Origin of the sequence: Caulobacter sp. CCH9-E1 (genome assembly GCF_001556515.1) — a bacterium.
In the GTDB taxonomy this organism is placed as follows: domain Bacteria; phylum Pseudomonadota; class Alphaproteobacteria; order Caulobacterales; family Caulobacteraceae; genus Caulobacter.
The window spans coordinates 31,890-54,870 of sequence record NZ_LSJA01000084.1 but is presented as its reverse complement, the minus strand read 5'-3'; the positions used below and the strand labels follow the sequence as shown (position 1 = coordinate 54,870).

The window sequence follows — 22,981 nt, the reverse complement described above, 5'->3', positions numbered from 1 at the left end:
GCGGCTTTCAGTTACGGTTACAGCGGACGCGGTCTTGAGCATCATATGAGGATGAACCCGCGTGATTCCGCCCTGGACCCTGTCGCTGTCGCCTATGTCCGCGCTCTGCTGCGGCCCAAAACGCGCGTCCAGAAGCTGGCGCCGGTGCTGGCCGCGGCGGCCTTCGCCGCGTTCTGCGCGATCAGCTTCGCCACGGTGATGGTGCTGGCGCCGCCGGTGGTCACTCAGCACCTTCCCGAGGATCGGCTAGGCGGTCCCTAGGTCCGGGGTTCGAGCAGCCCTAAGGCTCAGCTGAATCGCCAGGCTTCCTCGGCCGCGCGCTTGAGGGCGCGGGACTTGTGCAGGGTCTCGTCGTATTCGCCGTCGGGATCGCTGTCGGCGACGATGCCGCCACCGGCCTGGACGTACATCATGCCGTCCTTGACCAGCGCCGTGCGCAGCACGATGCAGGTGTCGACCGAGCCGTCCGCGCCGAAATAGCCAACGGCGCCGGCATAGCCGATGCCGCGCTTTTCGACTTCCAGTTCGTCGATGATCTCCATGGCCCGCACCTTGGGCGCGCCCGAGAGCGTGCCGGCGGGCAGGGCGGCCATCAGCACGTCGACGGGATCGACGCCTTCGGGCGCCGTGCCCTCGACGTTCGAGACGATATGCATCACGTGGCTGTAGCGCTCGATCTTGAAGCTCTCGGTCACGCGGACGTTCGGGCCCTTGGCGCGTTCGGCAGGAGCGTTGCGACCGTGGTGGTTCAGCATCGCCACCCGGCCGACGTCGTTACGGCCCAGGTCCAGCAGCATCAGGTGCTCGGCGCGCTCCTTGGGATCGGCCAGCAGCTCGGCCTCCAGGGCGGCGTCCTGCTCTGGCGTGGCGCCACGCGGACGGGTGCCGGCGATGGGACGGATGGTGATCTTGCCGTCGCGCAGGCGGACCAGGATCTCGGGGCTGGAGCCAACGAGATTGAAACCGTCCAGGTTCAGGAAGAACAGGAACGGCGAGGGATTGGTCCGCCGCAGCGAGCGATAGAGGGCGAACGGCGGCAGGTCGAAGGGCGCGCGGAAGCGATGGCTGGCCACGACCTGGAAGATGTCGCCGGCGGCGATGTAGTCCTTCGCCTTGGCCACCACCTGGTGATAGTCGGCGCGGCTGACCGGCGTGGTGAACTCCATCGGACCGCGCGGCGCGCGCGGCGCGTCGTGGGCGAGCGGACGTTGAAGATCGGCCATCACGGTCTCGATCCGCGAGCGGGCCGCCTCGTAGGCCTCCTTGGCCGAGACGCCGCTCTTGGGGCGCACGGCCGTGGTCAGGATGATCTCCTGAGCGATGGCGTCGAAGATCGCCACGATCTGCGGGCGGGTCATGATCCCGTCCGGCAGGCCCAGCGTGTCCTCATTGATGTCCGGCAGGCGCTCGACCAGGCGCACCAGATCATAGCCTAGCGCGCCGAACACGCCGGCGGCCATGGGCGGCAGACCCTTGGGCAGCTCCATGCGCGATTGGGCGACCAGGTCGCGCAGGCTGTCCAGCGCGCCGCCCGGCTGGAGCGTGTAGCGGCCCGCGGCGATGTCGGCGCCCTCGGCGATCTCGGCCTGGTCGCCGCGGCAGCGCCAGACGAGGTCCGGGTTCATGGTCACGATCGAATAGCGACCGCGCCAGGCGCCGCCCTCGACGCTTTCGAACAGGAAGCTGTAGGGACGCGTCTGGGCGATCTTCAGATAGGCCGAGACCGGCGTCTCCAGATCGTCGATCAGACGCGTCCAGACAACCTGCCGCCGCCCGGAGTCATAAGCTTCCGAAAAGGCGTCGAAGGCGGGTTCCAGGCTCATTACTCGGCTTTCTTTCCGCCCTTTGCGGCTTCCGCCTTGGCCAGGGCGTCGGTGTCGACGCCGATGGCCTGGCGCGCCAGGGTCAGGTTGGTCTTGGTCTTCAGCTGCGCCTTGGCGGCCGCGCGCGAGGCTTCGCCAAGGTCGCGCATCAGGCCGTTGGCGGCCTGGGCCTGGGCGAGCACGGCGTAGCGGGCGACGTCGTTGGTCGGCGCGGCGCGAACGGCTTCCAGCTTGGCGACGACATAGGCCTCGCCCTGCTGGCCGGCGCGCGCGGTGAACACCGCGTTCGGCTTGGCGTCGAAAGCGGCGCCGAGGAACGCGGGACCAAGGCTCATGAATTGCTGAGCGTTCTGGCGCGACAGGCCCGGAACGCGCTGGATGGCGGACTGCGCGGCGGCGGCGACGGCCTCGAACGACTCGCCCTTCTTGACGCGCGCGGCCAGCTCGTCGGCCTTGGCCTTCAGGCGCTTGCCCATCTCCTGACCCATCCAGACGGCGGTCAGTTGCGGCTTGATCTCGGCCAGGGGCGGCATGGCGGCCGGCACGACCTTCTCGACCTTCACGGCGTAGTATTCGCCCTTGCCAAGCTCGATCAGGTCGCTTTCGCCGCCTTGCGACAGGCTAAAGGCGGTCTTGATCATGTCGGGCGTGAGGCCCGCCACGGGCTGACCCATCTGGTCGGCGCCCTGGGCGTTGATCGGCGCGGTCGTCACGACCATCGCGCCGGCCTTGCTGGCGGCGGCGACGAGATCGGCGCCGGCGTCATGAGCATCCTGGTAGGCCTGGGTCTGGTCGTAGGCCTTGGCCTGAGCGGCTTGCGCGCGGACCTCGGCCTCGATCTGCGGGCGGACGCCGTCCAGCGTGGCGACCACGCCCGGCGTGACCTTGGTGACCTTCACGACCGAAACGCCCAGCTCGCCATTGATCGGACCGCTGACCTGGCCGGCGGTCAGGCTGAAGGCCGCGTCGGCGACCTTGCGGTCGGGCAGGGCGGACTTGGGCTTGTCGATCAGGGCGACCGGCGACTTGCCATAGGCCTTGGCGACCGTGGCGGGGTCTTCGCCCTTGGCCAGGCGCTGCGAGATCGTCGCGGCGGCCTTGGCGTCCGGCGCGACGATCTGGATCAGCGAGCGGGTTTCGGGCTTCGCCAGGCTGTCCTTGCGGAAGTCGAAGGCCTTCTGGACCGCGGCCGGATCGATGGCCACGGTCGGCTCCAACGCTTGGGCGCTGACGCGCATGATCGACAGGACGCGGGTTTCCGGACGCGTCAGACGATCGGCGTTTTCCTTCATGAAGGCGATCAGCTGCGCGTCGGTCGGCGGCGCGGGCTTTTCGACCGAGGCTGGATTGACCGCGAAGGCGGCGATGTCGCGGGTCTCCAGGCCATAGGCGGCTTGCAGGGCGGCGTAGATGCGCGGGGCCTTGAGGCCATCGGCGATCGCCGAGAAGAAGTGGCCTTGCGCGATTTCATCGCGCAGCGAGGCCTCGTAGGACTGCGGCGTCAGATTGTTCTGCGCCAGGAGGGCGGCGTACAGCTTCGGGTCGAACTTGCCGGTGATCGGGTCGAACGGGCGCTGGCCCGGCGCCAGCTGGCTCATCTGCTCGTGAACGGTCTTGGCGATCAGCTTGTCCGAGGGAACGACGCCCATCTTGGCGATGGCGGCGGCGATCGATTCCTGCAGCGCCAGCTCCTGCACGATCTGCTTGTCCAAGCCGCGCTCGACAGCCTGGTCAGGGGTCAGGGCTTCGCCGTTCCGACGCTCGATCTCCTTGCGGTAGTTGTCGAAGCGCAGCTTGAAGTCCTGGGCGGACATCTCGCGCGAGCCGGCGTCGATGACGCCCGAGCCGCGGGGCCCCTTGAAGACGTCGCTGATGCCAAAGATGGCGAAGCTGACGATCAGCAGGCCAAATAGCACGACCGCGAAGGGCGATTTGGCGAAGGAGCGGAAACCGGCGAGCATGAGGGCGAGAACCTTCCAGTCGGACCGCTGAAGCAACGAGCAAAGCGGTCGAGAGCAGCGGGTATAGTAGAGCCACATGCGCGGGGGCAAGCGGTGCGGGCTTGACTTCCCAAGGGAGCGTGTCCCCAAGAAGGCGCTCATGACCCTTTCAAGCACGACGCCCCGGCCGTTGATCGCCGGAAACTGGAAAATGAACGGCCTTTCGGCCGCGCTCGACGAGGCCCGCGCCGTCGCGGCGGCGCTGGACCAGCGTCCCGCCGCCGCGCGCGTGGCGATCTTCCCGCCAGCCACCCTGTTGCATCGTCTGGCTGAGGCCGTGGCCGGCTCGTCCGTCCTGGTCGGCGGTCAGGACTGCCACGCCAAGGCCAGCGGCGCCCACACGGGCGACATCTCGGCCGAGATGATCGGCGACGCCGGTGGGACAATGGTCATCCTCGGCCACTCCGAGCGGCGCACGGATCATGGCGAAGCCTGTCAGCAGGTGGCCGCCAAGGCCGAGGCGGCGCTCGCCGCCGGCCTCGAGCCCATCATTTGCGTTGGCGAGAGCCTGGCGCAGCGGCAAGCGGGCGAGGCGGTGAGCTTCGTCATTGGCCAACTCCGAAACTCCCTGCCGTCGAGCCTGCGGGGAAAAGCCTTCAGCGTGGCCTACGAGCCGATCTGGGCGATCGGCACCGGTCACGTCGCCTCCGTGGACAACATCGTCGAGATGCACGCGGCCATTCGCGCCGAGCTGGTGGCGCTGTTTGGGGAGCAGGGCGCTAGCGTCCCGATCCTCTACGGCGGCTCGGTGAAGCCGGAGAACGCCCGCGAAATCCTGGCCGCGGCCGAGGTGGGTGGGGCCCTGGTCGGCGGGGCTTCGCTCAAGGCCAAGGATTTTCTGGCGATCATCGAAGCCGCCTGAGGGCTTGGCCATGCCGGGACGAGCCGCGTAAGCGCGCGGTTCGTCCCGCGCCTTGGGCCAGAATCCTTGACATCGCGGCGCCCACGTGCGCCTTACCGCGCCTTGCAAATCACCGCGTATTCAAGACTTTCATGACCTCGATGCACGCCTATCGCACCCATAACTGCGGCGCTCTTCGCGCTTCCGACACCGGCGCGGCCGTGCGTCTGTCGGGCTGGATCCATCGCAAGCGCGACCACGGCGGTCTGGTCTTCATCGACCTGCGCGACCACTACGGTCTGACCCAGCTGGTCCTGCACCCGGAAACCCCGGGCTTCAACGTGGTCGAGCGCCTGCGCGCCGAGAGCGTGATCCGCGTGGACGGCGAAGTCATCGCCCGCGACGACAGCGTGGTGAACCCGAACCTCCCGACCGGCGAGATCGAGATCCGCGTTTCCGCCGTCGAGGTGCTGTCCGAGGCCGCCGAGCTGCCGCTGCCGGTCTTCGGCGAGCCGGACTATCCGGAAGAGATCCGCCTCAAGCACCGTTATCTCGACCTGCGTCGCGAGACGCTGCACAAGAACATCGTCCTGCGCTCGCGCGTGATCCAGTCGATCCGCAACCGCATGTTCGCCCAGGGCTTCAACGAGTTCCAGACGCCGATCCTGACGGCCAGCTCGCCCGAAGGCGCGCGCGACTTCCTGGTGCCCTCGCGGATGCATCCGGAGAAGTTCTACGCCCTGCCGCAGGCGCCCCAGCAGTTCAAGCAACTGCTGATGGTCTCGGGTTTCGACCGCTACTTCCAGATCGCCCCGTGCTTCCGCGACGAGGACCTGCGCGCCGACCGCAGCCTCGAGTTCTACCAGCTCGACGTCGAGATGAGCTTCGTCACCCAGGAAGACGTGTTCGCCGCGATCGAGCCGGTGATGCACGGCGTGTTCGAAGAGTTCGGCAATGGCCGCCGCGTTTCGCCGATCAGCGAGACCCACACCTTCACCAACGACTTCGGCGCGACGTTCGAGCACAAGGGCTTCGAGCGCCTGACCTACGCCCAGTCGATGGCCTGGTACGGCAGCGACAAGCCGGACCTGCGCAACCCGATCAAGATGCAGAACGTCTCGGAGCACTTCCGTGACGGGGGCTTTGGCTTGTTCGCCAAGATCCTGGGCGCCGACGCCAAGAACCAGGTGTGGGCGATCCCGGCGCCGACCGGCGGCAGCCGCGCCTTCTGCGACCGCATGAACAGCTGGGCCCAAGGCGAAGGCCAGCCGGGCCTGGGCTACGTCTTCTGGTCGGAAGACCAGGGCGGCTGGGGCGGCCCGATCGCCAAGAACCTGGGCGAGCCGACCCAGGCCTTGATGGAGTCGCTGGGTCTGGGCGCAGGCGACGCGGCCTTCTTCGTGGCCGGCGACCCGGCCGTGTTCGCCAAGTTCGCGGGCCTGGCCCGCACGCGCGTCGGCACGGAGCTGAAGCTGGTCGACGAGAACCAGTTCAAGTTCTGCTGGATCGTCGACTTCCCGATGTTCGAGTGGAACGAGGACGAGAAGAAGGTCGACTTCTCGCACAACCCGTTCTCGATGCCGCAGGGTGGTCTGGAGGCCCTGGAGACCCAGGATCCGCTGACCATCCGCGCCTTCCAGTACGACATCGTCTGCAACGGCTATGAGCTGTGCTCGGGCGCGATCCGGAACCACAAGCCCGAGATCATGCTCAAGGCCTTCGAGATCGCCGGCTACGGCCCCGAGGTGGTGGAGGAGCAGTTCGGCGGCATGCTGAACGCGTTCCGCTACGGCGCGCCGCCGCACGGTGGTCTGGCGCCCGGCATCGACCGCATCGTCATGCTGTTGGCCGACCAGGTGGCCATCCGCGAGGTCATCGCCTTCCCGCTGAACCAGCAGGGCCAGGACCTCTTGATGAACGCCCCGGCCAACGTGCTGGACAAGCAGCTGAAGGAGCTGCACATCCGCACCGCACCCCCCATCAAGGTGTAGGCGATCAAGGTCTAAGGCCCGACGCCAAGCGCAAAAAGAAAAGCCCTCCGGTCTTGCGATCGGAGGGCTTTTTCTTGGTCGGAGGCTCTTCCGCCTCAGCCGGTCACCACTTCGGCGGTTTCGGCGGCTTGGGCGCAGCGGGGGGAGCCGGCGGGGCCGGCGGCGTCTTGGGCATCTCCCGCCACAGCATGAACTGGTGGCCGCCGCGAACGCCGCTGCACGGCCGCACGCTCAGGCCAGAGGGCAGGCGGGTGGCGCTGTCGCCGCAGGCTTCGTCCAGCTGATCCTGGTCCAGGCCCTTGGCGCCGGAAAGGTCCGCCCCGCTCAGCACCACCAGCGAGAGGTCGGCGTTGCGGAAGTCCGCGCCGGCGAAGGCGCCGCCGCGCAGGTTCGAGCCGGTCATGTCCGCGTTGCGGAAATTTGCGCCTTCGAAGCGACCGCCCTGGAAGTTGGCGTGGTTGATGTCGGCGTTCGAGAAGTCGGCGTCGCGGGCGTTGACGCCCGAAAGGTTGGCCGCGATCAGCTCGCCATTCGAGAAGCGGGCCTTCTGCAGGTTGGCGCCGTTCATCTGGACGCCGTGCAGCTCGGCCGACGACAGGTCGACCCGCACGAGCACCGCCAGTTGGAAATTGGCGCCGCTGCTTTCCACGCCCGACATGCGGGCGTCGGTGAAGTTGGCGTTGTTGAAGTTCGCGCCGCGCATCTCGGCGCCGCGCAGGTCGGCGCGGCTGAGATCGGCCGAGAAGAAGTTGCTGCCGTAGAACATCGCGCCGCGCAGGTCGGCGCCGATCAGCACGGCCTTGGCGAAATTGGCGCCGGCGAACTTGGCGTTCATCAGCTTGCGCCCGGCCAGGTCGCAGCTGGCGCACATGCCGCCGAAGGAGGTCAGCTTGGCGACGTCGCGGTCCTCGCTCGCGGCATGGGCCTGGCCGGCGAGGGCCAGCAGGCTCAGCGACAGGGCGGCGATGGGAGCGCCAAGACGGAACATCAATTTCTCCGTGCAGTCCATAACGCGACTGTGTGAGTTACGGTTTGAACCGGGCAGGCGCCAGAAGCCACTTAAATCGCGGTAATGACGGGGATTTAACGGCGCGCGGGTAGAGCCGCGCGCCCTGCTCAACGATCGGTCGTTGGAGCGGTCGGGCGTCAGGAGGACGCCAACGGCCCCGTCTGGTCGGACTGAGCGCCGCAGGTGTCGCAGACCGTGATCGCGCCCCGGCGGACCAGCGAGAGGTCGCCGCAGGATGGGCACATCTCGCCCTCCACGCCGGGACGCTCGACGCCTTCCACCCGGCGACGGCCAAAGGCGGCGAAGACCAGATTGTCGGGGGTGGCGCCGCGCGAGAAGCCCTTCGAGATGAAGCGGCTTGCGGGCACGGGATCGAGCTCGCCGTTCTCGTCGGCGTCGATGAGGCGCTTGCCCGCGCCCAGACCGTCGGCGTTGAACTCGCTGGGATCGGCGTTGGCCAGGTCGTCGCGGCCCAGGTACGAGACGCCCAGCTCGCGGAACACGTAGTCCAGGATCGAGGTCGCCGACTTGATCGAGTCGTTACCCGTCACCGGGCCCGCCGGCTCGAACTTGGTGTAGACGAAGGCGTCGACGAATTCGTCCAGCGGCACGCCGTGCTGCAGGCCCAGGGACACCGCGATCGCGAAGTTGTTCATCAGGCTGCGGAAGGCCGCGCCTTCCTTGTGCATGTCGATGAACAGCTCGCCCAGCTCGCCGTCCTCGTACTCGCCGGTGTGCAGATAGACCTTGTGGCCGCCCACGGCCGCCTTCTGGATATAGCCCTTGCGGCGATCAGGCAGGCGCCGGCGCGAGCGGTCGCGCTCGACGATCTTCTCGACCACGCGCTCGGTGACGATCGGTTCGCGCGCCATCTGCTCGCGAAGGGGCGCGGGGCGCGGCGCCTCGGCGGCCGGCTCCTCTGGCAGCTCGAGCTTGAACTCGGCCGGCGGCGCGGCCCGCTGCAGCCGCAGGGCGCGGACCCCGGCGCGGGCGGCGGCGGCCTGGGCCCGAACCGCGTCGGCGGGGCGGGCGTCGAAGGGAATGGGCAACGGCACGGTCGTGGGCAGGCAGGCGAAGCCCTCGACGGCCGTCAGCATGGCCAGGCGGTCGGCGAAGCTCGGAGCCTCCACCGACTGGAAAGCCTCGCGGAGATCCAGATTGAGGGCGGCGCAGTCGCCCAGCCGCCCCGCGCCCAGCGCATGGCGTTCGGCGGCCTCGATTTCGTCCTCGGTGAAGTCGGCGAAGGCCAGGGTGTCGAAGTCTCGGCGCGCGACGTCCTCGGCGGACGCGCCCAGCACGTCGCGCAGGAAGCCCGGCCCCATGACCGCGGGGGCGAAGGCGGCGCGCAGGCCGCGGCATTCGCGCAAGGCGTTCTCGGCCTTCTCGATCTCGTGGGCGGTAAAGCCGCGCGCTTGCAGCACCATGTGGTCGATCGCCGGGCTTTCCAGCAGCGTGCCGTGACCCAGGGCGTGGCGGCGGGCGGCGTCCAGATCCGCGCCTTCGGCCGACAGCGCCTCCATGGCGGCGGGGCTGAAGGTCGGCAGCAGCAGGCCATCGGCGGTCTGGGCCACCGACACTGGCGACATGGCGCCGGCCGGCCCGACAGGCGCGCCGCCCAGGCGCAGGGTGGCCTCGGCGTCCTCGAACGGTCCGACCAGAGCGATCGAACGCAGGCCATGCTTCTTCGCAAGCCCGTGCGCGGTGGCCAGGGCCGTGGCGGCCTCGGTGGCGAGTTCGGAGCGGAGGGCGGCGGCGCGCACCCGGCGCTCGGCCAGGGTCTTCAGCGCGCCTTGGCGATCCTGGGCGTAGGCGGGATCCTGGCCGAGGGCCGAAGCGGCCTCGGCGCTGGCCGACAGGGCGGCGCCGACGGCCAGCGCCCAGAGCGCGGCGGCGGCGTCGCGGCCTTCCGGGCTGGTCTGGGCCAGACCCTGGCTGAGCAGGCAGTCGCCGACACCGGCGAGAGACAGACGGGCTTGCTGGTCGCCACGGTCCAGTTCCAGCGCCGTGCCCCAGAGATGGCAAACCTCGGTGAAGCGTTCGACGTCGAAGCCTTCGTCGTCGAGGAAGGCGCTGGCGTCGATCGCCGCGCCGACGCCCACGCCGCGCGCCAGGATCTCGGCGTCCTGCGGCGAGAAGGCGAGGGTGAGGGCGCCCGTTTCCCAGGCCACGTGGGCGGCCAGGGCCGCGCTCTCGTCGCCGGCGGCGACGCCCTGGCGCGAGGCCGCCGCGATCATGTCGGTCTCGGGCGGCGGGCTCAGGTCCGTCATTGGCGAACGCGGCGTGTCGGCCGTGGCGATCGCCTCAAGGATCGTGCGGTCGTCGGCGCCCAGTTCGCGAGCCTTGCGCGCGGCGCGGGCCAAGGCGGGGTTCTTGCGGACGTCGGCGCAGGCGCGCGCATCGCCCTGGCAGCGACGAACGGCGTCGGTGACCTGGGCCAGGGCCGCGTCCAGCCGGCTGGCGGCCTGGGCCGCCAGGGTGGCGGCGCGGCGGCGAGCCAGGTTTTCCCGCGCCAGCGTCTCGAACTCGATCTCGCCCACGTCGGGCAACTGCAGCTGTCCGGCCTGGCCGCCCGCCGGCGTGGCGTAGCCGCCTAACATGGTCGCCAGCAGCGCATCCTTGAACCCGGCCGCGTCGGCCTTGTCGCCAAAGAGGCCGCGCGCCAGGCCGATCTTGGCGATGCGTTCGGCGTAGCGGGCCGGGCCGCCGCCCAGCGGCGCCTTGGGCTCGATGGTTCCGGCCCAGTCGAGCCAGGCTTCCACGCGGGCGTCCGTCCAGGCGGCCGGCGCGGCGACCACGATGATGCTGTCGGCGCGCTCGAGGTCGCGCCATTCCATCGCGGGGACCGTTCCGGCGGCTTTGGCGGGCGTGCGCATGGGACGTTTCCTGGTTCCGTCTGCCAGCTTATAGGCTTACCAAATCCTTAACGCGTGATTCCACGCGGTCGGGATGCGCGTAAGGTCGCACCTACGCTAGAGCCTCAATCGATTGCCCTCAATAGATGTTGAGGGTCTTGGGGCTCTAATCCACAAGATGTTGAAATTCGCGGGTGCGGCGCCCCGCTGGACGCTGGCGCCCCGGGGCCCTATAGTCGCCGCCGCTTCGCCGCGCTGGTCGCGGCCTGTCCTCTTAAGTTTCGGGTGCGAACCTAGTGCTGAAAGCGATCTTCACCTGGTGGAACGGCGCGACCCTGGGTCAGCGTTTCCATATCGGCCGCCGCGGCGTCTTCGTGGGCCAGGACGAGCAGGGCAACCGCTACTTCGAAGCGCGCGACAACAGCGACAGCTACGATGAGCGCAAGCGCCGCTGGGTGATCTATAACGGTTACGCCGAGGCCTCGAAGGTTCCGCCGGACTGGTTCGGCTGGCTGCACTACACGCTCGACGAACCGCCGACCCAAGCGCCGCTGAAGCGCCGCGAGTGGGAGAAGGATCACCTTCCGAACCTCAGCGGCACGGTTCACGCCTGGCGTCCGAAGGGCTCGCTGGCCCGCGGCGGCGAGCGCGCGGCCGCCACCAGCGACTACCAAGCCTGGTCGCCGGAATAGGACGGATGTCCCGCCGGACGTCCTGGATCGCCGCCGCCGCGGTGCTGGCCGGTCTGGCCGGGAGCGCGGCGTTCGCGCGTCAGGCCGCTCCGCAACAGGCTCAGACTCCACAGGCCGCGCCTCAGGCGCCGATCGCGCCGGCGGCTAAGCCCGCCACGACCCCGACGCCTGAGCTTCGGCCGTCCCCGCAGCCTATGCAAGGCGCGCCGGTCGCCGTGACGCCGTCGCCCCAGGCCGCGCCGCCCGAGGCGCGAGCCAAGCCCGAAACGCCCGCCGCGCCGGTCAAGCCGCCGGAGCCGACCAAGCGCCAGCGCTACGCCATCGCCATCATGCAGGCGCTGGACAAGGTCACGACCGAGACCATGCGCTTTGAGGTCCCGGTTGGTCAGCCGATCCGTTACAAGACCCTGGTCTTCACGGTCCGCGCCTGCGAGACCGCCGCGGCTGACGAGGTCGCGCCGGAAACCGCCGCCTACGTCATCGTCGACACCCAGCCTAAGGCCCAGGCCGGTCGCCCCGCGCCCGCCGGACGCCAGATCTACAAGGGGTGGATGTACGCCAGCTCGCCGGGCCTGAACCCGCTGCAGCACCCGGTCTATGACGCCTGGCTGATCGCCTGCAAGCAGTCGATCCCGGTCGCGCCGCCCGCCAAGCCGTAGAAGTCGCCCTCGACCGCCAGGGCCTTGGCCAGGCGCTTGCGGTAGTCGGCGCGGCTGATCTCGATCGTCCCGAACTGCGTCAGGTGATCGGTCAGGAACTGGGTGTCCAAAAGTTGGTAGCCGCCGGCGATCAGGCGCGCGACCAGATGCACCAGCGCCACCTTGCTGGCGTCGCGCGCGGTGGAGAACATGCTCTCACCGAAGAACGCGCCGCCCAGCGACACGCCGTAGAGCCCGCCGACAAGCTCGCCCTCCAGCCAGGTCTCGACGCTGTGGGCCAGGCCCCGGGCGTAGAGCTGCCCGTAGAGCCGTTGGATGGGGTGATTGATCCAGGTGTCCTGGCGGCCTGGCCGCGACGCCGCGCAGCCCTCGATCACCGCGTCGAAGGCGGTGTCGATACGGACCTCGTAGCGTCCATTGCGGACCGTGCGGGCCAGGCGCTTTGGGATATGGAAGGTCCCGAGCGGCAGGACGCCCCGCCGCTCGGGATCGATCAGGAAGAGGCTTTCGTCCTCGCGGGCGTCGGCCATGGGGAAGACGCCACGCGCGTAGCAGGCGATCAGGTCATCGACCGTGAAGGCGTCTTCCATATCTCAGCCTGAACTAGGCTTCCTGGGCTTTGATCCAGCGCTCCAGCCAGTGGATGTCGTAGTCGCCGGCCAGGATGTCGGGCTGCACCAGGAGGTCCTGGAACAGCGGGATCGTCGTTTCGACGCCGCCGACCACCATCTCGCCCAGGCAGCGCTTCAGGCGCGCGATGCACTCGGCGCGGTCGCGGCCGTGGACGATCAGCTTGCCGATCAGGCTGTCGTAGTAGGGCGGGATCGCATAGCCGGTGTAGATCGCCGAATCCAAGCGGACGCCCAGGCCGCCAGGGGCGTGGAAATCGGTGATGGTGCCTGGCGAGGGCGTGAAGGTCCGCGCGTTCTCGGCGTTGATCCGGCACTCGATGGCGTGGCCCTCGAAGACGACGTCTTCCTGGGTGAACGACAGGGGCAGGCCGGCGGCGATGCGGATCTGCTCGCGCACCAGGTCGATGCCGGTGATGGCTTCGGTGACCGGATGCTCGACCTGCAGGCGCGTGTTCATCTCGATGAAGAAGAACTCGTCGTTCTCCCACAGGAACTCGATGGTCCCGACGCCGAGATAACCGATGGCCTTGACCGCATCGACGACGACCTTGCCGATCTTGGCGCGGCCTTCCGCCGACAGGGCGGGCGAGGGGGCCTCTTCCAGCACCTTCTGGTGACGGCGCTGCAGCGAGCAGTCGCGTTCGCCCAGGTGCACCACATTGCCGTGGCTGTCGGCGATGACCTGCAGCTCGATGTGACGCGGCTTCTGGAGGTAGCGCTCCATATAGACCGTATCGTCGCCGAAGGCGGCGCGGGCCTCGGCGCGGGCGGTCGAGACCGCTTCGGCCAGGTCTTCACGCGTCTGAGCGACCTTCATGCCGCGACCACCACCGCCGGCGGCGGCCTTGATCAGCACGGGGAAGCCGATCTTCTCGGCGGCCTCGAAGGCCTCTTCCTCGGTCGAGACGCCGCCGTCCGAGCCGGGAACGACCGGGATGCCGGCGTCCTTCACGGCCTGCTTGGCGGTGATCTTGTCGCCCATCATCCGGATGTGCTCGGGCTTCGGACCGATGAAGGTGAAGCCGTGCGCGCCGACGATCTCGGCGAAGCGGGCGTTCTCGGACAGGAAGCCATAGCCCGGGTGGATCGCCTGGGCGCCGGTGATCTCGGCGGCCGCGATGATCGACGGGATATTCAGGTAGCTCTTGGCGGCCGGAGCCGGGCCGATGCAGACGCTTTCGTCGGCCAGGCGCACCCACATGGAGTTGCGGTCGGCCTCGGAATGTACGGCCACCGTCGAGATGCCCATTTCCTTGCAGGCGCGGTGAACCCGGAGCGCGATCTCGCCCCGGTTCGCGATGAGGATCTTGTCGAACATGAGCGTTACTCGATGACGACGAGCGGCTCGCCGAACTCGACGGGCTGGGCGTCGGCGACCAGGATCTCGACGATCTTGCCGGCCTTGGGGGCGGCGATCGGGTTCATGGTCTTCATGGCTTCGACGATCAGCAGGGTCTGGCCGGCCGAAACGGTGTCGCCGACCTTCACGAACGGATCGGCGCCGGGCTGCGGCGACAGATAGGCGGTGCCCACCATCGGCGACTTCACCGCGTCGCCGCGCGCGGCGACCGGGGCCGGAGCGGCTTCAGCGGCGGGTGCGGCGGCCGCAGCCGGCGCGGCGGCGGGCGCCGGAGCGTAGGCCGGCGCGGCGGCCTGGACGTAATTGACAGGCGCGGCGGTCAGTTCGCGCGCCACGCGGATCTTCAGGCCGGCGTGCTCGACCTCGATCTCCGAGAGGCCCGTGTCCTTCAGGATGTCCGCGATCTTGCGGACCAGACGGGCGTCGATCGCCGGAGCTTCGACCGGATCGGCGGGGGCCTTGGGGTTCGACATGGAAGCTTACCTTGTTGTTCTGAAACGCCGCGCGCCGCGGAAAAGCGCTGGGGCGAGGTCCTCGTTAAACGCCGATCAGGCCGAAAGCGGCCTCGATCGCCAATTCGTAGCTGGCCGCGCCAAACCCGGAGACGATCCCCGTGGCCGCCAGCGACACATAGGTGTGACGGCGGAAGTCCTCTCTCGCCGCCGGGTTGGACAGATGGCACTCGATCACCGGGATGCTCAAGGTCTTGAGCGCGTCCAGCAACGCGATCGAGGTGTGGCCGTAGCCAGCCGGATTGAGAATGAGCGCCGAGGCCGACAAACGCGCCTCCTGCACCCAATCGATCAGCACGCCCTCGTGGTTGGACTGGCGGAAGACCACCGAAACGCCGCGCGAAGCCGCCCGCGCCTCGCAGCGCGTCCGGACATCCTCGAGCGTGTCCTTGCCGTAAATCTCGGGCTCGCGGGTTCCCAACAGGTTGAGATTGGGGCCGCTCAGCACGTGGATCGGTTTTACCATGCGGCTCCGCCGTCGATTCCGGGAGGTCTTGTATAGCCGGTTCCCTCGGGTCACAAGCACGGCTCGCTTCGGAGGCGATATGAGACTTCTATTGAACGGCGAAGAACGGGACGTGGGCGAGGTGCGCACGATCGCGGATCTGGTGGCGTCGCTGGGCCTGGACGCTCGCAAGGTGGCCGTCGAGCGCAACCTCGAGATCGCGCCGCGCTCGACCTATGCCGACACGGCCCTGGCCGACGGCGACCGCATCGAGATCGTCACTTTTATCGGCGGCGGTTGATGCTGCGTATTTGAAACGCCGGCTGACGGGGCGTAAACCAGCCGCATGAACGCGCATGTTTCCCCCGACACCGTCGCCACGCCGGATACAGAAGAAACCTGGACCGTCGCCGGCCGCACCTTCCGCTCGCGCCTGATCGTCGGCACGGGCAAGTACAAGGACTATGCGACCAACGCCGCCGCCGCCCGCGCGGCCGGGGCCGAAATCGTCACGGTGGCCGTGCGCCGCGTGAACCTGACCGATCCGAGCCAGCCGCTGCTGGTCGACTACGTCAAACCCAGCGAGTTCACCTATCTGCCCAACACCGCCGGTTGTTTCACCGGCGAGGACGCCGTGCGCACCCTGCGTCTGGCCCGCGAGGCCGGCGGCTGGGACCTCGTCAAGCTCGAGGTCCTCAGCGATCCCAAGACCCTGTTCCCCGACATGGAAGAGACCCTGCGCTCGCTGAAGCTGCTCGTCGCCGACGGCTTCCAGGTGATGGTCTACTGCTCGGACGACCCGGTCTACGCCAAGAAGCTGGAAGAGGCCGGCGCGGTGGCGATCATGCCGCTGGGCGCGCCGATCGGCTCGGGCCTGGGCATCCAGAATCGCGTGAACCTGCGGATCATCGTCGAGAACGCCAAGGTGCCGGTGCTGGTCGACGCCGGCGTCGGCACGGCCTCGGACGCGGCGATCGGCATGGAGCTGGGCTGCGACGCCATCCTGATGAACACCGCCATCGCCGAGGCCAAGGATCCGATCCGCATGGCCAAGGCCATGAAGCACGCCGTCATCGCCGGCCGCGAGGCCTATCTCGCCGGCCGGATGCAGAAGCGGCTCTACGCCGATCCCAGCTCGCCGCTGGCGGGGCTGATCTAGCAAAGAACCTTCTTCCCCCTCCGGGGGAGGAGCGCCTTAGGCGCGGAGGGGGCGAGTCAGTGAGAAGTCACCTTACTTGCCCCCACCTGACCGCGCGATGCGCGGTCGTCCGCCCCCAGAGGGGGCGGAAGGTGATCGTCACCCCGCCTTCGCCTTGCTGGCCCGGGTCTGCTCGATCGCCAGCTTCAGGGCGTTGATGTCGGCGCCGGGGATCAAGGTGTCGCCGACGACGAAGGCCGGGGTGCCTTGCAGGGCCAGGGTCTTGGCCAGGGCTTCGGTGTCGGCCAGATGCTGGCTCACGGCCTCGCTTTCGCCGGCGGCCTTGGCCTTGGCGAGGTCGATCCCCAGGCCCTTGGCGATGCGCAGGGCGCTCGAGGCGTCGAGGGCGTTCTCGGCCATCAGGGCCTTGTAGAGCTCCAGGCTCTTGCCCTGATCCTTGGCGCCCAGCATCAGGCGCGCGGCGGCCTCGCTGTCGCGGCCGAAGATCACGAAGTCCTTCAGCACCAGGCGGATGTCCGGGTTCTTCTGGACCAGATCGACGATCTCGGGCGCGGCGTGCCGACAATAGCCGCAGCGATAGTCGAAGAACTCGGTGACGGTGATCGTCCCCGCCGGATTGATCACCACGTCGCGCGGATCGCGCTCGATCGCCTGGCGATACTGGCCGATCGCCTTCTGGGCCGAGGCGGCCTGCTGGCCGGCCTGCTTTTCCTGCAGCTTCTGGCTGACCTCCATCAACACCTCGGGGTGCTCGAGCAGATAGGCCCGGACCTTCTCGCCGAACCGTTGGCTCGGCTTGGCGTCGGGCCGCTCGCAGCTGGCGAGGGTCAGGCCGGCGATGGCCAGCGGGATAGCGAGGGTCGCGGCGCGACGAAGGAGGGTCATCGAAGTCTCTGACAGGGAAGGGGGCTCTAGCGGCCCAGGTTAGACTGCATGGCCCCGTCCTTGGCCAGATCCTTCAGGTCCTGGTTGGAGGGACGAGAGGCCAGGACGATGTCGGTGGCGCGGCGCCAGTCCGGGGTGTCCTTGGGCAGCAGCTCACGGGCCCGCATGGCGAACACGCGGGCTTCTCGGACGGCGCCGAGCGAGAAGTACTGCTCAGCGGTGGCCAGGCGGGCCTCGCCGTCCTTCTTCTGCTTGTCGTAGGCCTGGGCCAGCAGACGCCAGGCGACGGTGTTGTCGGGCTCGTTCAGCAGGCTGCGCTTCAGCTCCTTGACGCCTTCCTCGACCTTGGCGGGGTCGTTCAGGTTGATCAGGGTCTGGCCCAGGTTGACCCGCAGGAGGGCGGCGTCGGGCTTGAGCTGCACGGATTTGCGCTGCGGCTCCTCGGCCTGGGCGATGCGGTTGAACTCGAACAGCACCTGGCCCTTCAGCTCCCACAAGTAGGGATTGTCCGGGTTATCGGCGATCAGGCCGTCGATCAGCTTCAGGGACCGGTCGGGGTCCTTCATCTGATAGTAGGCGATGGCGCGCGCGTAGCGGGCCGGGAAGCTGGCGTCGGTCTCCTTGTACTTCATCAAGGCGACCTGCGGATTGATGAAGCCCTCCAGCTTGGCCTTCATCACCTCGTGCTGGGCGATGTCCTCGGGCGTGTCGACGGCGCTATAGTGCGGCTGGCGCTCGACGCGGCTGCGCAGCACCTCGATGCGTTCCGACGACAGCGGGTGGCTGCGGAAATAGGCGAAGCGGCGGGCTTGGTCGAAGACTTCCTGGTAGCGGAAGTTGTCGAAGAACTCGACGAGGCCGCGGCCGGACTGGCCCGTCGCCTCCAGGAAACCGGCGCCGGCCTGGTCGGCGCGGGACTCTTGTTCACGGCTATAGCCAAGCGCGCCCAGCGCGCCGGCGTATTGCGAATTGGCGATCAAGGCCGCGCCGCCGTCGGGCGAGCCGGCCAGCGCCGCCAGAATCCCCAGGCCCATGGTCAGGATCATGGGCTTGAGCCCGGCGCGCATCATCTCGTCGGAGCGGATCGGGTGGCCGCCGGCCAAGTGTCCGGTCTCGTGAGCGATGACGCCGCGCAGCTGGTTCGGATTCTCGGTCTGCAGGATCAGGCCGGTGTTCAGGCCCATCTGCAGGCCTTGGGTGGCGAAGGCGTTCAGGCTCTTGTCACCGACGATCAGAATCCGCACGTTCCTCGGATCCAGACCCGCCGCCGCGAAAATCGGATCGGCGTCGTGATGCAGGATTTCCTCGATTTCGGTGTCGCGGATCAGGGACGGACCACCGTCCTGGGCCAGGGCGACCTGGGGAACCGAGGCGCCAGACGCGATGATCGACAGCGCCGACAGCGCCGCGCTGACCCTTCGCCCCAACTGGCGTTTTCCGGCATGCCCTCGACGCGAGGTCATCGAATGATCTCCAGATCGCGCCCCCGCGAACCCAATCAGTCTAACTTGGATGGTCCGCGCGAGGGAACAAGGGATGCGCGTCTGTCCCAAGACGATTTCGGCCCGCGCCTCGGTCAAGAAGCGCGGGCCGTGATCGGTCGATTACCGGCGCCACCAGCCGCGGCGCGGCTTTTCCGGGGGCGTGGTGATCTCGGCCGGATCGGGCTCGGCCGGAGCGGCCGGCTCGACGTCAGCCACGACCTCGGGTTCCGGAGCCGGCGCGGGGGCGGCTTCGACCACCGGCGCGGCTTCCGGCTCGGGCGGGGCGACCGCCACCGATTCGGTGACGACTTCAGCCACGGCTTCGGCCGCCTCGGCGACCTCGGCGGTCGCCTTCTTGCTGCGCGAGCGGGTGCGCTTGGGCTTCTTCGGCGCTTCCTCGGTTTCCGGCAACTCGACCCAGACGTCGGCCGGCGGGGCGGAGATCACCGGCGGGGCCAGGATCGGCGCTTCGAACGGCTCGGCGGGCTCGACGGCGGACACCGACTCGACGGGCGAGGCGGCTTCGGCCACGGCGGCCTCGGCGACCGGCGCCTCGTCGCGGCTGCGACGACCGCGGTCGCGACCGCGGCGGCCGCGTTCACGAGCGGGACGCTCTTCGCGCTCGGCGCGCTCGGGGCGCTCCGGACGCTCGGCCGGAGCCTCGGCGCGCGCTTCCTGAGCGGGGCGTCGGCTTTCCCCGCCATTGCCGCCGACCAGGGCGGCCGGGTCGTGCCAGGTGAAGACGTTTTCGCCGAACGGGACGCGCGGACGGATCCAGACATAGGCGTCGGTCTGACGATCGCCGTCCTCGCGACCGCCGCGACGGCCGCCACGGCGACCGCGACGGCGACGGCGACGACGGGCGTCCTCGTCCTCGTCGCCGAATTCGGCGCGCTCGTCGGCGTCGGCGTCGGCGTCTTCCTCGTCGCCTTCAGCCTCGGCGTCGACTTCGGTCTCGCGGTCGTCGCGACGACCGCGGCGACGGTCGCGACGGCGGCGGCCCTTGCGGTCGCCGCGCTCGTCGTCGCGGGCCTGCTTGCGGGCCGAGGCCTCGTCGTCGTCGGTGTCCTCGCGCTCGATATCCTCCTCGTCCTCGAGGATTTCCTCGTCTTCCTCTTCGGCCTCGTCGTCATAGGCCGCGTCGTCGAAGTCGTCCTCGTCGACATAGGGGGCTGGGGCGACGGCGATGCGCTCGCCGAGTTCGGTGCGCTCGATCTCCTGGTCGCCGGCGTGCAGGCTGTCGTCGACCACCACGGTCACGAACAGGCCGTGCGTCTCCAGCAGTCGCTGCAGGTAGGCGCGCTTTTCGTTCAGGATGTAGAGGCCAACCGAGCGCGAGACCTTCAGGATCACGCTGCCCGAACCCTTCAGGGCCTCGACCTCGACCGCGCGCAGGGCGGCCAGGGCGCTGGACTCGACCGAGCGGACGCGGCCGGTGCCTTCGCAGTGTTCGCAGACGTGGGTGGTGCCTTCCAGCACGCCGGTGCGGCGGCGCTGGCGGCTGATCTCCATCAGGCCGAAGCCCGAGATCTTGCCCATCTGGATGCGCGCGCGGTCGTCCTTCAGAGCGTCCTTCAGGACCTTCTCGACCGTGCGGTTGTTCTTGGCTTCATCCATGTCGATGAAGTCGATGACGATCAGACCGGCCAGGTCGCGCAGGCGCAGTTGGCGCGCGGCTTCCTCGGCGGCTTCGCAGTTGGTCTTGAGGGCGGTGGCCTCGATGTTGCGCTCGCGCGTGGCCTTGCCCGAGTTGACGTCGATGGCGACGAGAGCCTCGGTCTGGTTGATCACCAGATAGCCGCCGGACTTCAGCGGCACGACCGGCGAATAGATCTGGGCCAGATGGTCCTCGATCTTGTTCTTGACGAACAGCGGGGTCGGGTCGCGGTAGTTGAAGACCTTCTTGGCCTGGCTCGGCATCAGCATGCGCATGAAGTCGCGCGCTTCCTTGTAGCCGGCGTCGCCCTCGACCCAGATGCCGTCCAGGTCCTTGTCGTACATGTCGCGAATGGCGCGCTTGACGAGGTCTTCCTCCTCGTAGATCAGCGCAGGCGCGACCGAGTGCAGCGTGTTGTCGCGGATGTTTTCCCAGAGACGCAGCAGATATTCGTAGTCGCGCTTGATCTCGGCCTTGGTGCGCTTGGCGCCGGCCGTGCGAACGATCAGGCCCATGCCCTGCGGCACGTCCAGGCTCTGGACGACGCTCTTCAGGCGCTTGCGGTCGGTGACCGCCGTGATCTTGCGGCTGATGCCGCCGCCGCGCGCGGTGTTGGGCATCAGGACGCCGTAGCGGCCGGCCAGCGAGAGGTAGGTGGTCAGGGCCGCGCCCTTGTTGCCGCGCTCTTCCTTGACGACCTGAACCAGCATGATCTGCCGGCGGCGGATCACTTCCTGGATCTTGTACTTGCGCATCAGCCGGCGCTTGCGGCGCGCCAGCTCTTCCTCGACGTCGTCTTCATCGTCGTCGATCGCGGTGTCTTCACCGTTGACGTCGTCTTCATCGTCGCCGCCGGTGGCGCGACGCGAGATCGGGGTGTCGTCCTCGTCATCGCCGGAATCGTCGCGCATCAGCGCTTCGCGGTCGGCGACCGGGATCTGGTAGTAGTCGGGGTGGATTTCGTTGAACGCCAGGAAGCCGTGACGATTGCCGCCGTACTCGATGAACGCAGCCTGGAGGCTGGGTTCGACGCGGGTCACCTTGGCGAGATAGATATTTCCGCGAAGCTGTTTGCGGGTCTGGCTCTCGAAATCGAACTCTTCAACCCGGGTTCCGTCCACGACGACCACACGCGTCTCTTCGGCGTGTGCTGCGTCGATCAGCATCTTCTTCGACATTAAGGAAGTCTCCACGGCGCGCGGCGGGCGCGAGGCCCGGTCGCCGATATGAATGAAGGACGCGCGCGTCGCCGACCGTCGCCCCGCCAGCGCGGTTGCGAAGGGTCAGGTGCCAAAGGCGGTCGGGTGCGGCGCAGCCCATTGGGGTTTCGTTTTGTCCCTACCGCGCGAGGCGCGGATTGGATGTTTCGTATGTCGCGCCAGATGGCGCGGATCGGATGGCGCGTCGTCGCCAGGACGGCGTTTGAGCCCGACGCGGGCCCCGCGATACGGCGTCTCGGTAGGCGTCTTGCCCGCTCCGTCGGTCGTATCGCGAACTATCTAGTCTGCCGCCTCGGCGTCGGAAGGGGTTCAGGACCTCTTTCGTCACCAAGGACAGCCCGCACGCAGTCGTGACGATCACGGAACTTCGCACGCGGCGGGACTGTAGCCACATCGGCGCGGAAAAGAAAAGCTTTCCACGCCGATCAGGACTTAACCCTTTGGCTACCCCCTCGGGCGGATATTGACGAACGGTTCACCAAATCCGGCTAGCGCGGACGGGTATGCGTAAGGTTCTCATCAGTTTGGCTCGCATGGGCTGGTTCCGGGCGGCTCTGATCGTCGGCGGCATGACCGTCGCCGGCGTCGCCGTCGCGACCGCCCAAGGTCCCGCCGCGCCCTCGGGCGTGCAGAAAGTCCGCTTCGGCGGCGACCGGACCGAGACCCGCGTCGTGATCGACCTGGACCGCGCCGCGGCTGGCAAGCTGATTTCCGATGGCGCGAGCGATCAGCGCCTGGTGTTCGCGCTCCCGAACGTCACCATTTCCGGCGACCTGCAGGGCTCCGGCCAAGGTCTGGTCAAGCATTGGCTGATCGACGAGGCCGCCGGCGGCGCGCGTCTGCGCCTGGAACTGGCGGGCAAGGTCGAGGTCCGCCGCCGCTTCCTCCTGCCGCCCGGCGACGGGGCCACCGCGTATCGCTATGTCATCGACCTCAAGGCCGTGGACGGCGCCGCCATGCCGGCCGCGACCCAGACCGCACCGCGTCTCACGTTCGCCAGCGCGCCGGTCAAGGCCGCGCCGCTTCGCCTGAAGAAGGTCATCGTCATCGACGCCGGCCACGGCGGCAAGGATTCCGGCGCCGTGGGCGCCAACGCCTTCGAGAAGGACGTCACCCTGGCCGCGGCCAAGGCCCTGAAGACGCGGCTGGAGAAGACGGGCCGCTATCAGGTTGTCCTGACCCGCGAGACCGACACCTTCGTGCCGCTGGAAGGCCGCGTGCAGATCGCCCGCCGCGCGGACGCCGACCTCTTCATCTCGCTGCACGCCGATTCCGGACCGGACACCGCCACGCGCGGCGCCTCCGTCTACACCGTGTCCGAAAAGGGCGCGGAACGCGTGGGCCTGGTGCTCGACAAGAACGACTGGCTGATGAAGGCCAACCTGCCGGGCCGCGATCGCGCGGTCAGCCAGATCCTGCTCGACCTGTCGCAGCGCGCGACCAAGAATCGCTCGGCCACCTTCGCCCAGCTGCTGTTGGCCAATGTCGGTGAGGAGACGGCTCTGCTGCGCCGCAGCCACCGCGACGCCGGTTTCTTCGTGCTGCTGGCGCCGGACGTGCCCGCTGTTCTGCTCGAGATGGGCTTCATCACCAATCCCGAGGACGAGGCGTTCCTGACCAACAAGGCCAGCCGCGCCCGCCTGGTCGACGCCGTCGGCGACTCCATCGAGGCCTATTTCTCGGCGGACGTCCGCAAGTCCTGACCGAAAGGTCCGCTTCCCCTTTCGCGCGCCGCGCTCTAATCACTGGAGCGATCGTTC

Annotated in this window: 20 protein-coding genes; 8 read left to right on the top strand and 12 right to left on the bottom strand. The window is 68.5% G+C overall.

All coding sequences use genetic code 11. The annotated features are described in order from the left end of the window. The first annotated feature begins 51 nt into the window (after window positions 1-51). The gene (locus tag AX690_RS23195) at window positions 52-261 is read left to right on the top strand and encodes a hypothetical protein (RefSeq protein ID WP_066683373.1); all 210 of its coding nucleotides are present in this window, start codon (window positions 52-54) and stop codon (window positions 259-261) included. 26 nt (window positions 262-287) lie between these two features. Here AX690_RS23195 and trpE read toward each other — a convergent pair whose 3' ends face one another. Further along, on the bottom strand, window positions 288-1,823 hold the full coding sequence (gene trpE, locus AX690_RS04795) for an anthranilate synthase component I (RefSeq protein WP_066683371.1): 1,536 nt from the start codon (window positions 1,821-1,823) through the stop codon (window positions 288-290). Further along, on the bottom strand, window positions 1,823-3,784 hold the full coding sequence (locus tag AX690_RS04790; protein WP_066683370.1) for a peptidylprolyl isomerase: 1,962 nt from the start codon (window positions 3,782-3,784) through the stop codon (window positions 1,823-1,825). The genes trpE and AX690_RS04790 overlap by 1 nt, the downstream gene beginning before the upstream one ends. 139 nt (window positions 3,785-3,923) lie before the next feature. Here AX690_RS04790 and tpiA point away from each other — a divergent pair, with 139 nt between their 5' ends. Then, entirely contained in the window at window positions 3,924-4,685 is a 762-nt protein-coding gene (gene tpiA / locus AX690_RS04785; protein ID WP_066683369.1) for a triose-phosphate isomerase, read from the top strand. 131 nt (window positions 4,686-4,816) lie between these two features. Then, window positions 4,817-6,655: an aspartate--tRNA ligase gene (gene aspS / locus AX690_RS04780; RefSeq protein WP_197426783.1), complete on the top strand. Its 1,839-nt coding sequence runs from the start codon at window positions 4,817-4,819 to the stop codon at window positions 6,653-6,655. 103 nt (window positions 6,656-6,758) lie between these two features. On the opposite strand, the gene AX690_RS04775 is transcribed toward aspS, so the two are convergent. After that, window positions 6,759-7,643, bottom strand: coding sequence for a pentapeptide repeat-containing protein (locus AX690_RS04775; protein ID WP_066683368.1), 885 nt, complete (start codon window positions 7,641-7,643; stop codon window positions 6,759-6,761). Between the two features lie 158 nt (window positions 7,644-7,801). Then, complete coding sequence (locus tag AX690_RS04770) at window positions 7,802-10,537, bottom strand: ribonucleotide reductase (RefSeq protein WP_066730296.1); 2,736 nt, start codon at window positions 10,535-10,537, stop codon at window positions 7,802-7,804. 275 nt (window positions 10,538-10,812) lie between these two features. Here AX690_RS04770 and AX690_RS04765 point away from each other — a divergent pair, with 275 nt between their 5' ends. Together AX690_RS04765 and AX690_RS04760 are read left to right on the top strand one after the other, a co-directional pair. Further along, complete coding sequence (locus AX690_RS04765; RefSeq protein ID WP_066684296.1) at window positions 10,813-11,208, top strand: NADH:ubiquinone oxidoreductase subunit NDUFA12; 396 nt, start codon at window positions 10,813-10,815, stop codon at window positions 11,206-11,208. A gap of 5 nt (window positions 11,209-11,213) precedes the next feature. After that, window positions 11,214-11,867: a DUF2155 domain-containing protein gene (locus AX690_RS04760; protein ID WP_066684294.1), complete on the top strand. Its 654-nt coding sequence runs from the start codon at window positions 11,214-11,216 to the stop codon at window positions 11,865-11,867. On the opposite strand, the gene aat is transcribed toward AX690_RS04760, so the two are convergent. The 4 genes from aat to AX690_RS04740 all read right to left on the bottom strand — a co-directional run bounded on the left by aat (window position 11,804) and on the right by AX690_RS04740 (window position 14,837). Further along, a complete protein-coding gene (aat, locus tag AX690_RS04755) occupies window positions 11,804-12,457 on the bottom strand; it encodes a leucyl/phenylalanyl-tRNA--protein transferase (RefSeq protein ID WP_066684292.1) in 654 nt (217 codons plus the stop codon). The two genes, AX690_RS04760 and aat, sit on opposite strands and share 64 nt — an antisense overlap. Before the next feature lie 13 nt (window positions 12,458-12,470). Further along, window positions 12,471-13,817, bottom strand: coding sequence for an acetyl-CoA carboxylase biotin carboxylase subunit (gene accC / locus AX690_RS04750; protein ID WP_066684290.1), 1,347 nt, complete (start codon window positions 13,815-13,817; stop codon window positions 12,471-12,473). Between the two features lie 5 nt (window positions 13,818-13,822). Further along, window positions 13,823-14,332 carry an acetyl-CoA carboxylase biotin carboxyl carrier protein gene (gene accB, locus AX690_RS04745; protein ID WP_066684289.1) on the bottom strand — a complete coding sequence of 170 codons (510 nt, stop codon included), beginning with the start codon at window positions 14,330-14,332 and terminating at the stop codon, window positions 13,823-13,825. Between the two features lie 64 nt (window positions 14,333-14,396). Next, window positions 14,397-14,837, bottom strand: coding sequence for a type II 3-dehydroquinate dehydratase (locus AX690_RS04740; protein WP_066684287.1), 441 nt, complete (start codon window positions 14,835-14,837; stop codon window positions 14,397-14,399). Window positions 14,838-14,916: 79 nt separating this feature from the next. Here AX690_RS04740 and thiS point away from each other — a divergent pair, with 79 nt between their 5' ends. Both thiS and AX690_RS04730 read left to right on the top strand, forming a co-directional pair. Next, window positions 14,917-15,117 (top strand): sulfur carrier protein ThiS, encoded by a 201-nt coding sequence (gene thiS, locus AX690_RS23190; RefSeq protein ID WP_066684286.1) that lies wholly within the window; start codon window positions 14,917-14,919, stop codon window positions 15,115-15,117. Window positions 15,118-15,162: 45 nt separating this feature from the next. After that, on the top strand, window positions 15,163-15,975 hold the full coding sequence (locus AX690_RS04730; RefSeq protein ID WP_066684285.1) for a thiazole synthase: 813 nt from the start codon (window positions 15,163-15,165) through the stop codon (window positions 15,973-15,975). A gap of 138 nt (window positions 15,976-16,113) precedes the next feature. Here AX690_RS04730 and AX690_RS04725 read toward each other — a convergent pair whose 3' ends face one another. From AX690_RS04725 to AX690_RS22050, 4 genes are all read right to left on the bottom strand, one after another. Next, window positions 16,114-16,860, bottom strand: coding sequence for a DsbA family protein (locus AX690_RS04725; RefSeq protein WP_066684284.1), 747 nt, complete (start codon window positions 16,858-16,860; stop codon window positions 16,114-16,116). 26 nt (window positions 16,861-16,886) lie between these two features. Beyond that, complete coding sequence (locus AX690_RS04720) at window positions 16,887-18,323, bottom strand: M48 family metalloprotease (protein ID WP_066684283.1); 1,437 nt, start codon at window positions 18,321-18,323, stop codon at window positions 16,887-16,889. Window positions 18,324-18,464: 141 nt separating this feature from the next. Then, window positions 18,465-21,179, bottom strand: a complete 2,715-nt coding sequence (locus AX690_RS04715) for a ribonuclease E/G (protein WP_066684281.1) — start codon at window positions 21,177-21,179, stop codon at window positions 18,465-18,467. Then, on the bottom strand, window positions 21,103-21,321 hold the full coding sequence (locus AX690_RS22050) for a hypothetical protein (RefSeq protein ID WP_082769505.1): 219 nt from the start codon (window positions 21,319-21,321) through the stop codon (window positions 21,103-21,105). Before AX690_RS22050 ends, AX690_RS04715 begins: the two co-directional genes overlap by 77 nt. A gap of 403 nt (window positions 21,322-21,724) precedes the next feature. Here AX690_RS22050 and AX690_RS04710 point away from each other — a divergent pair, with 403 nt between their 5' ends. Beyond that, window positions 21,725-22,924, top strand: coding sequence for an N-acetylmuramoyl-L-alanine amidase (locus AX690_RS04710; RefSeq protein ID WP_066684280.1), 1,200 nt, complete (start codon window positions 21,725-21,727; stop codon window positions 22,922-22,924). Window positions 22,925-22,981: the final 57 nt, after the last annotated feature.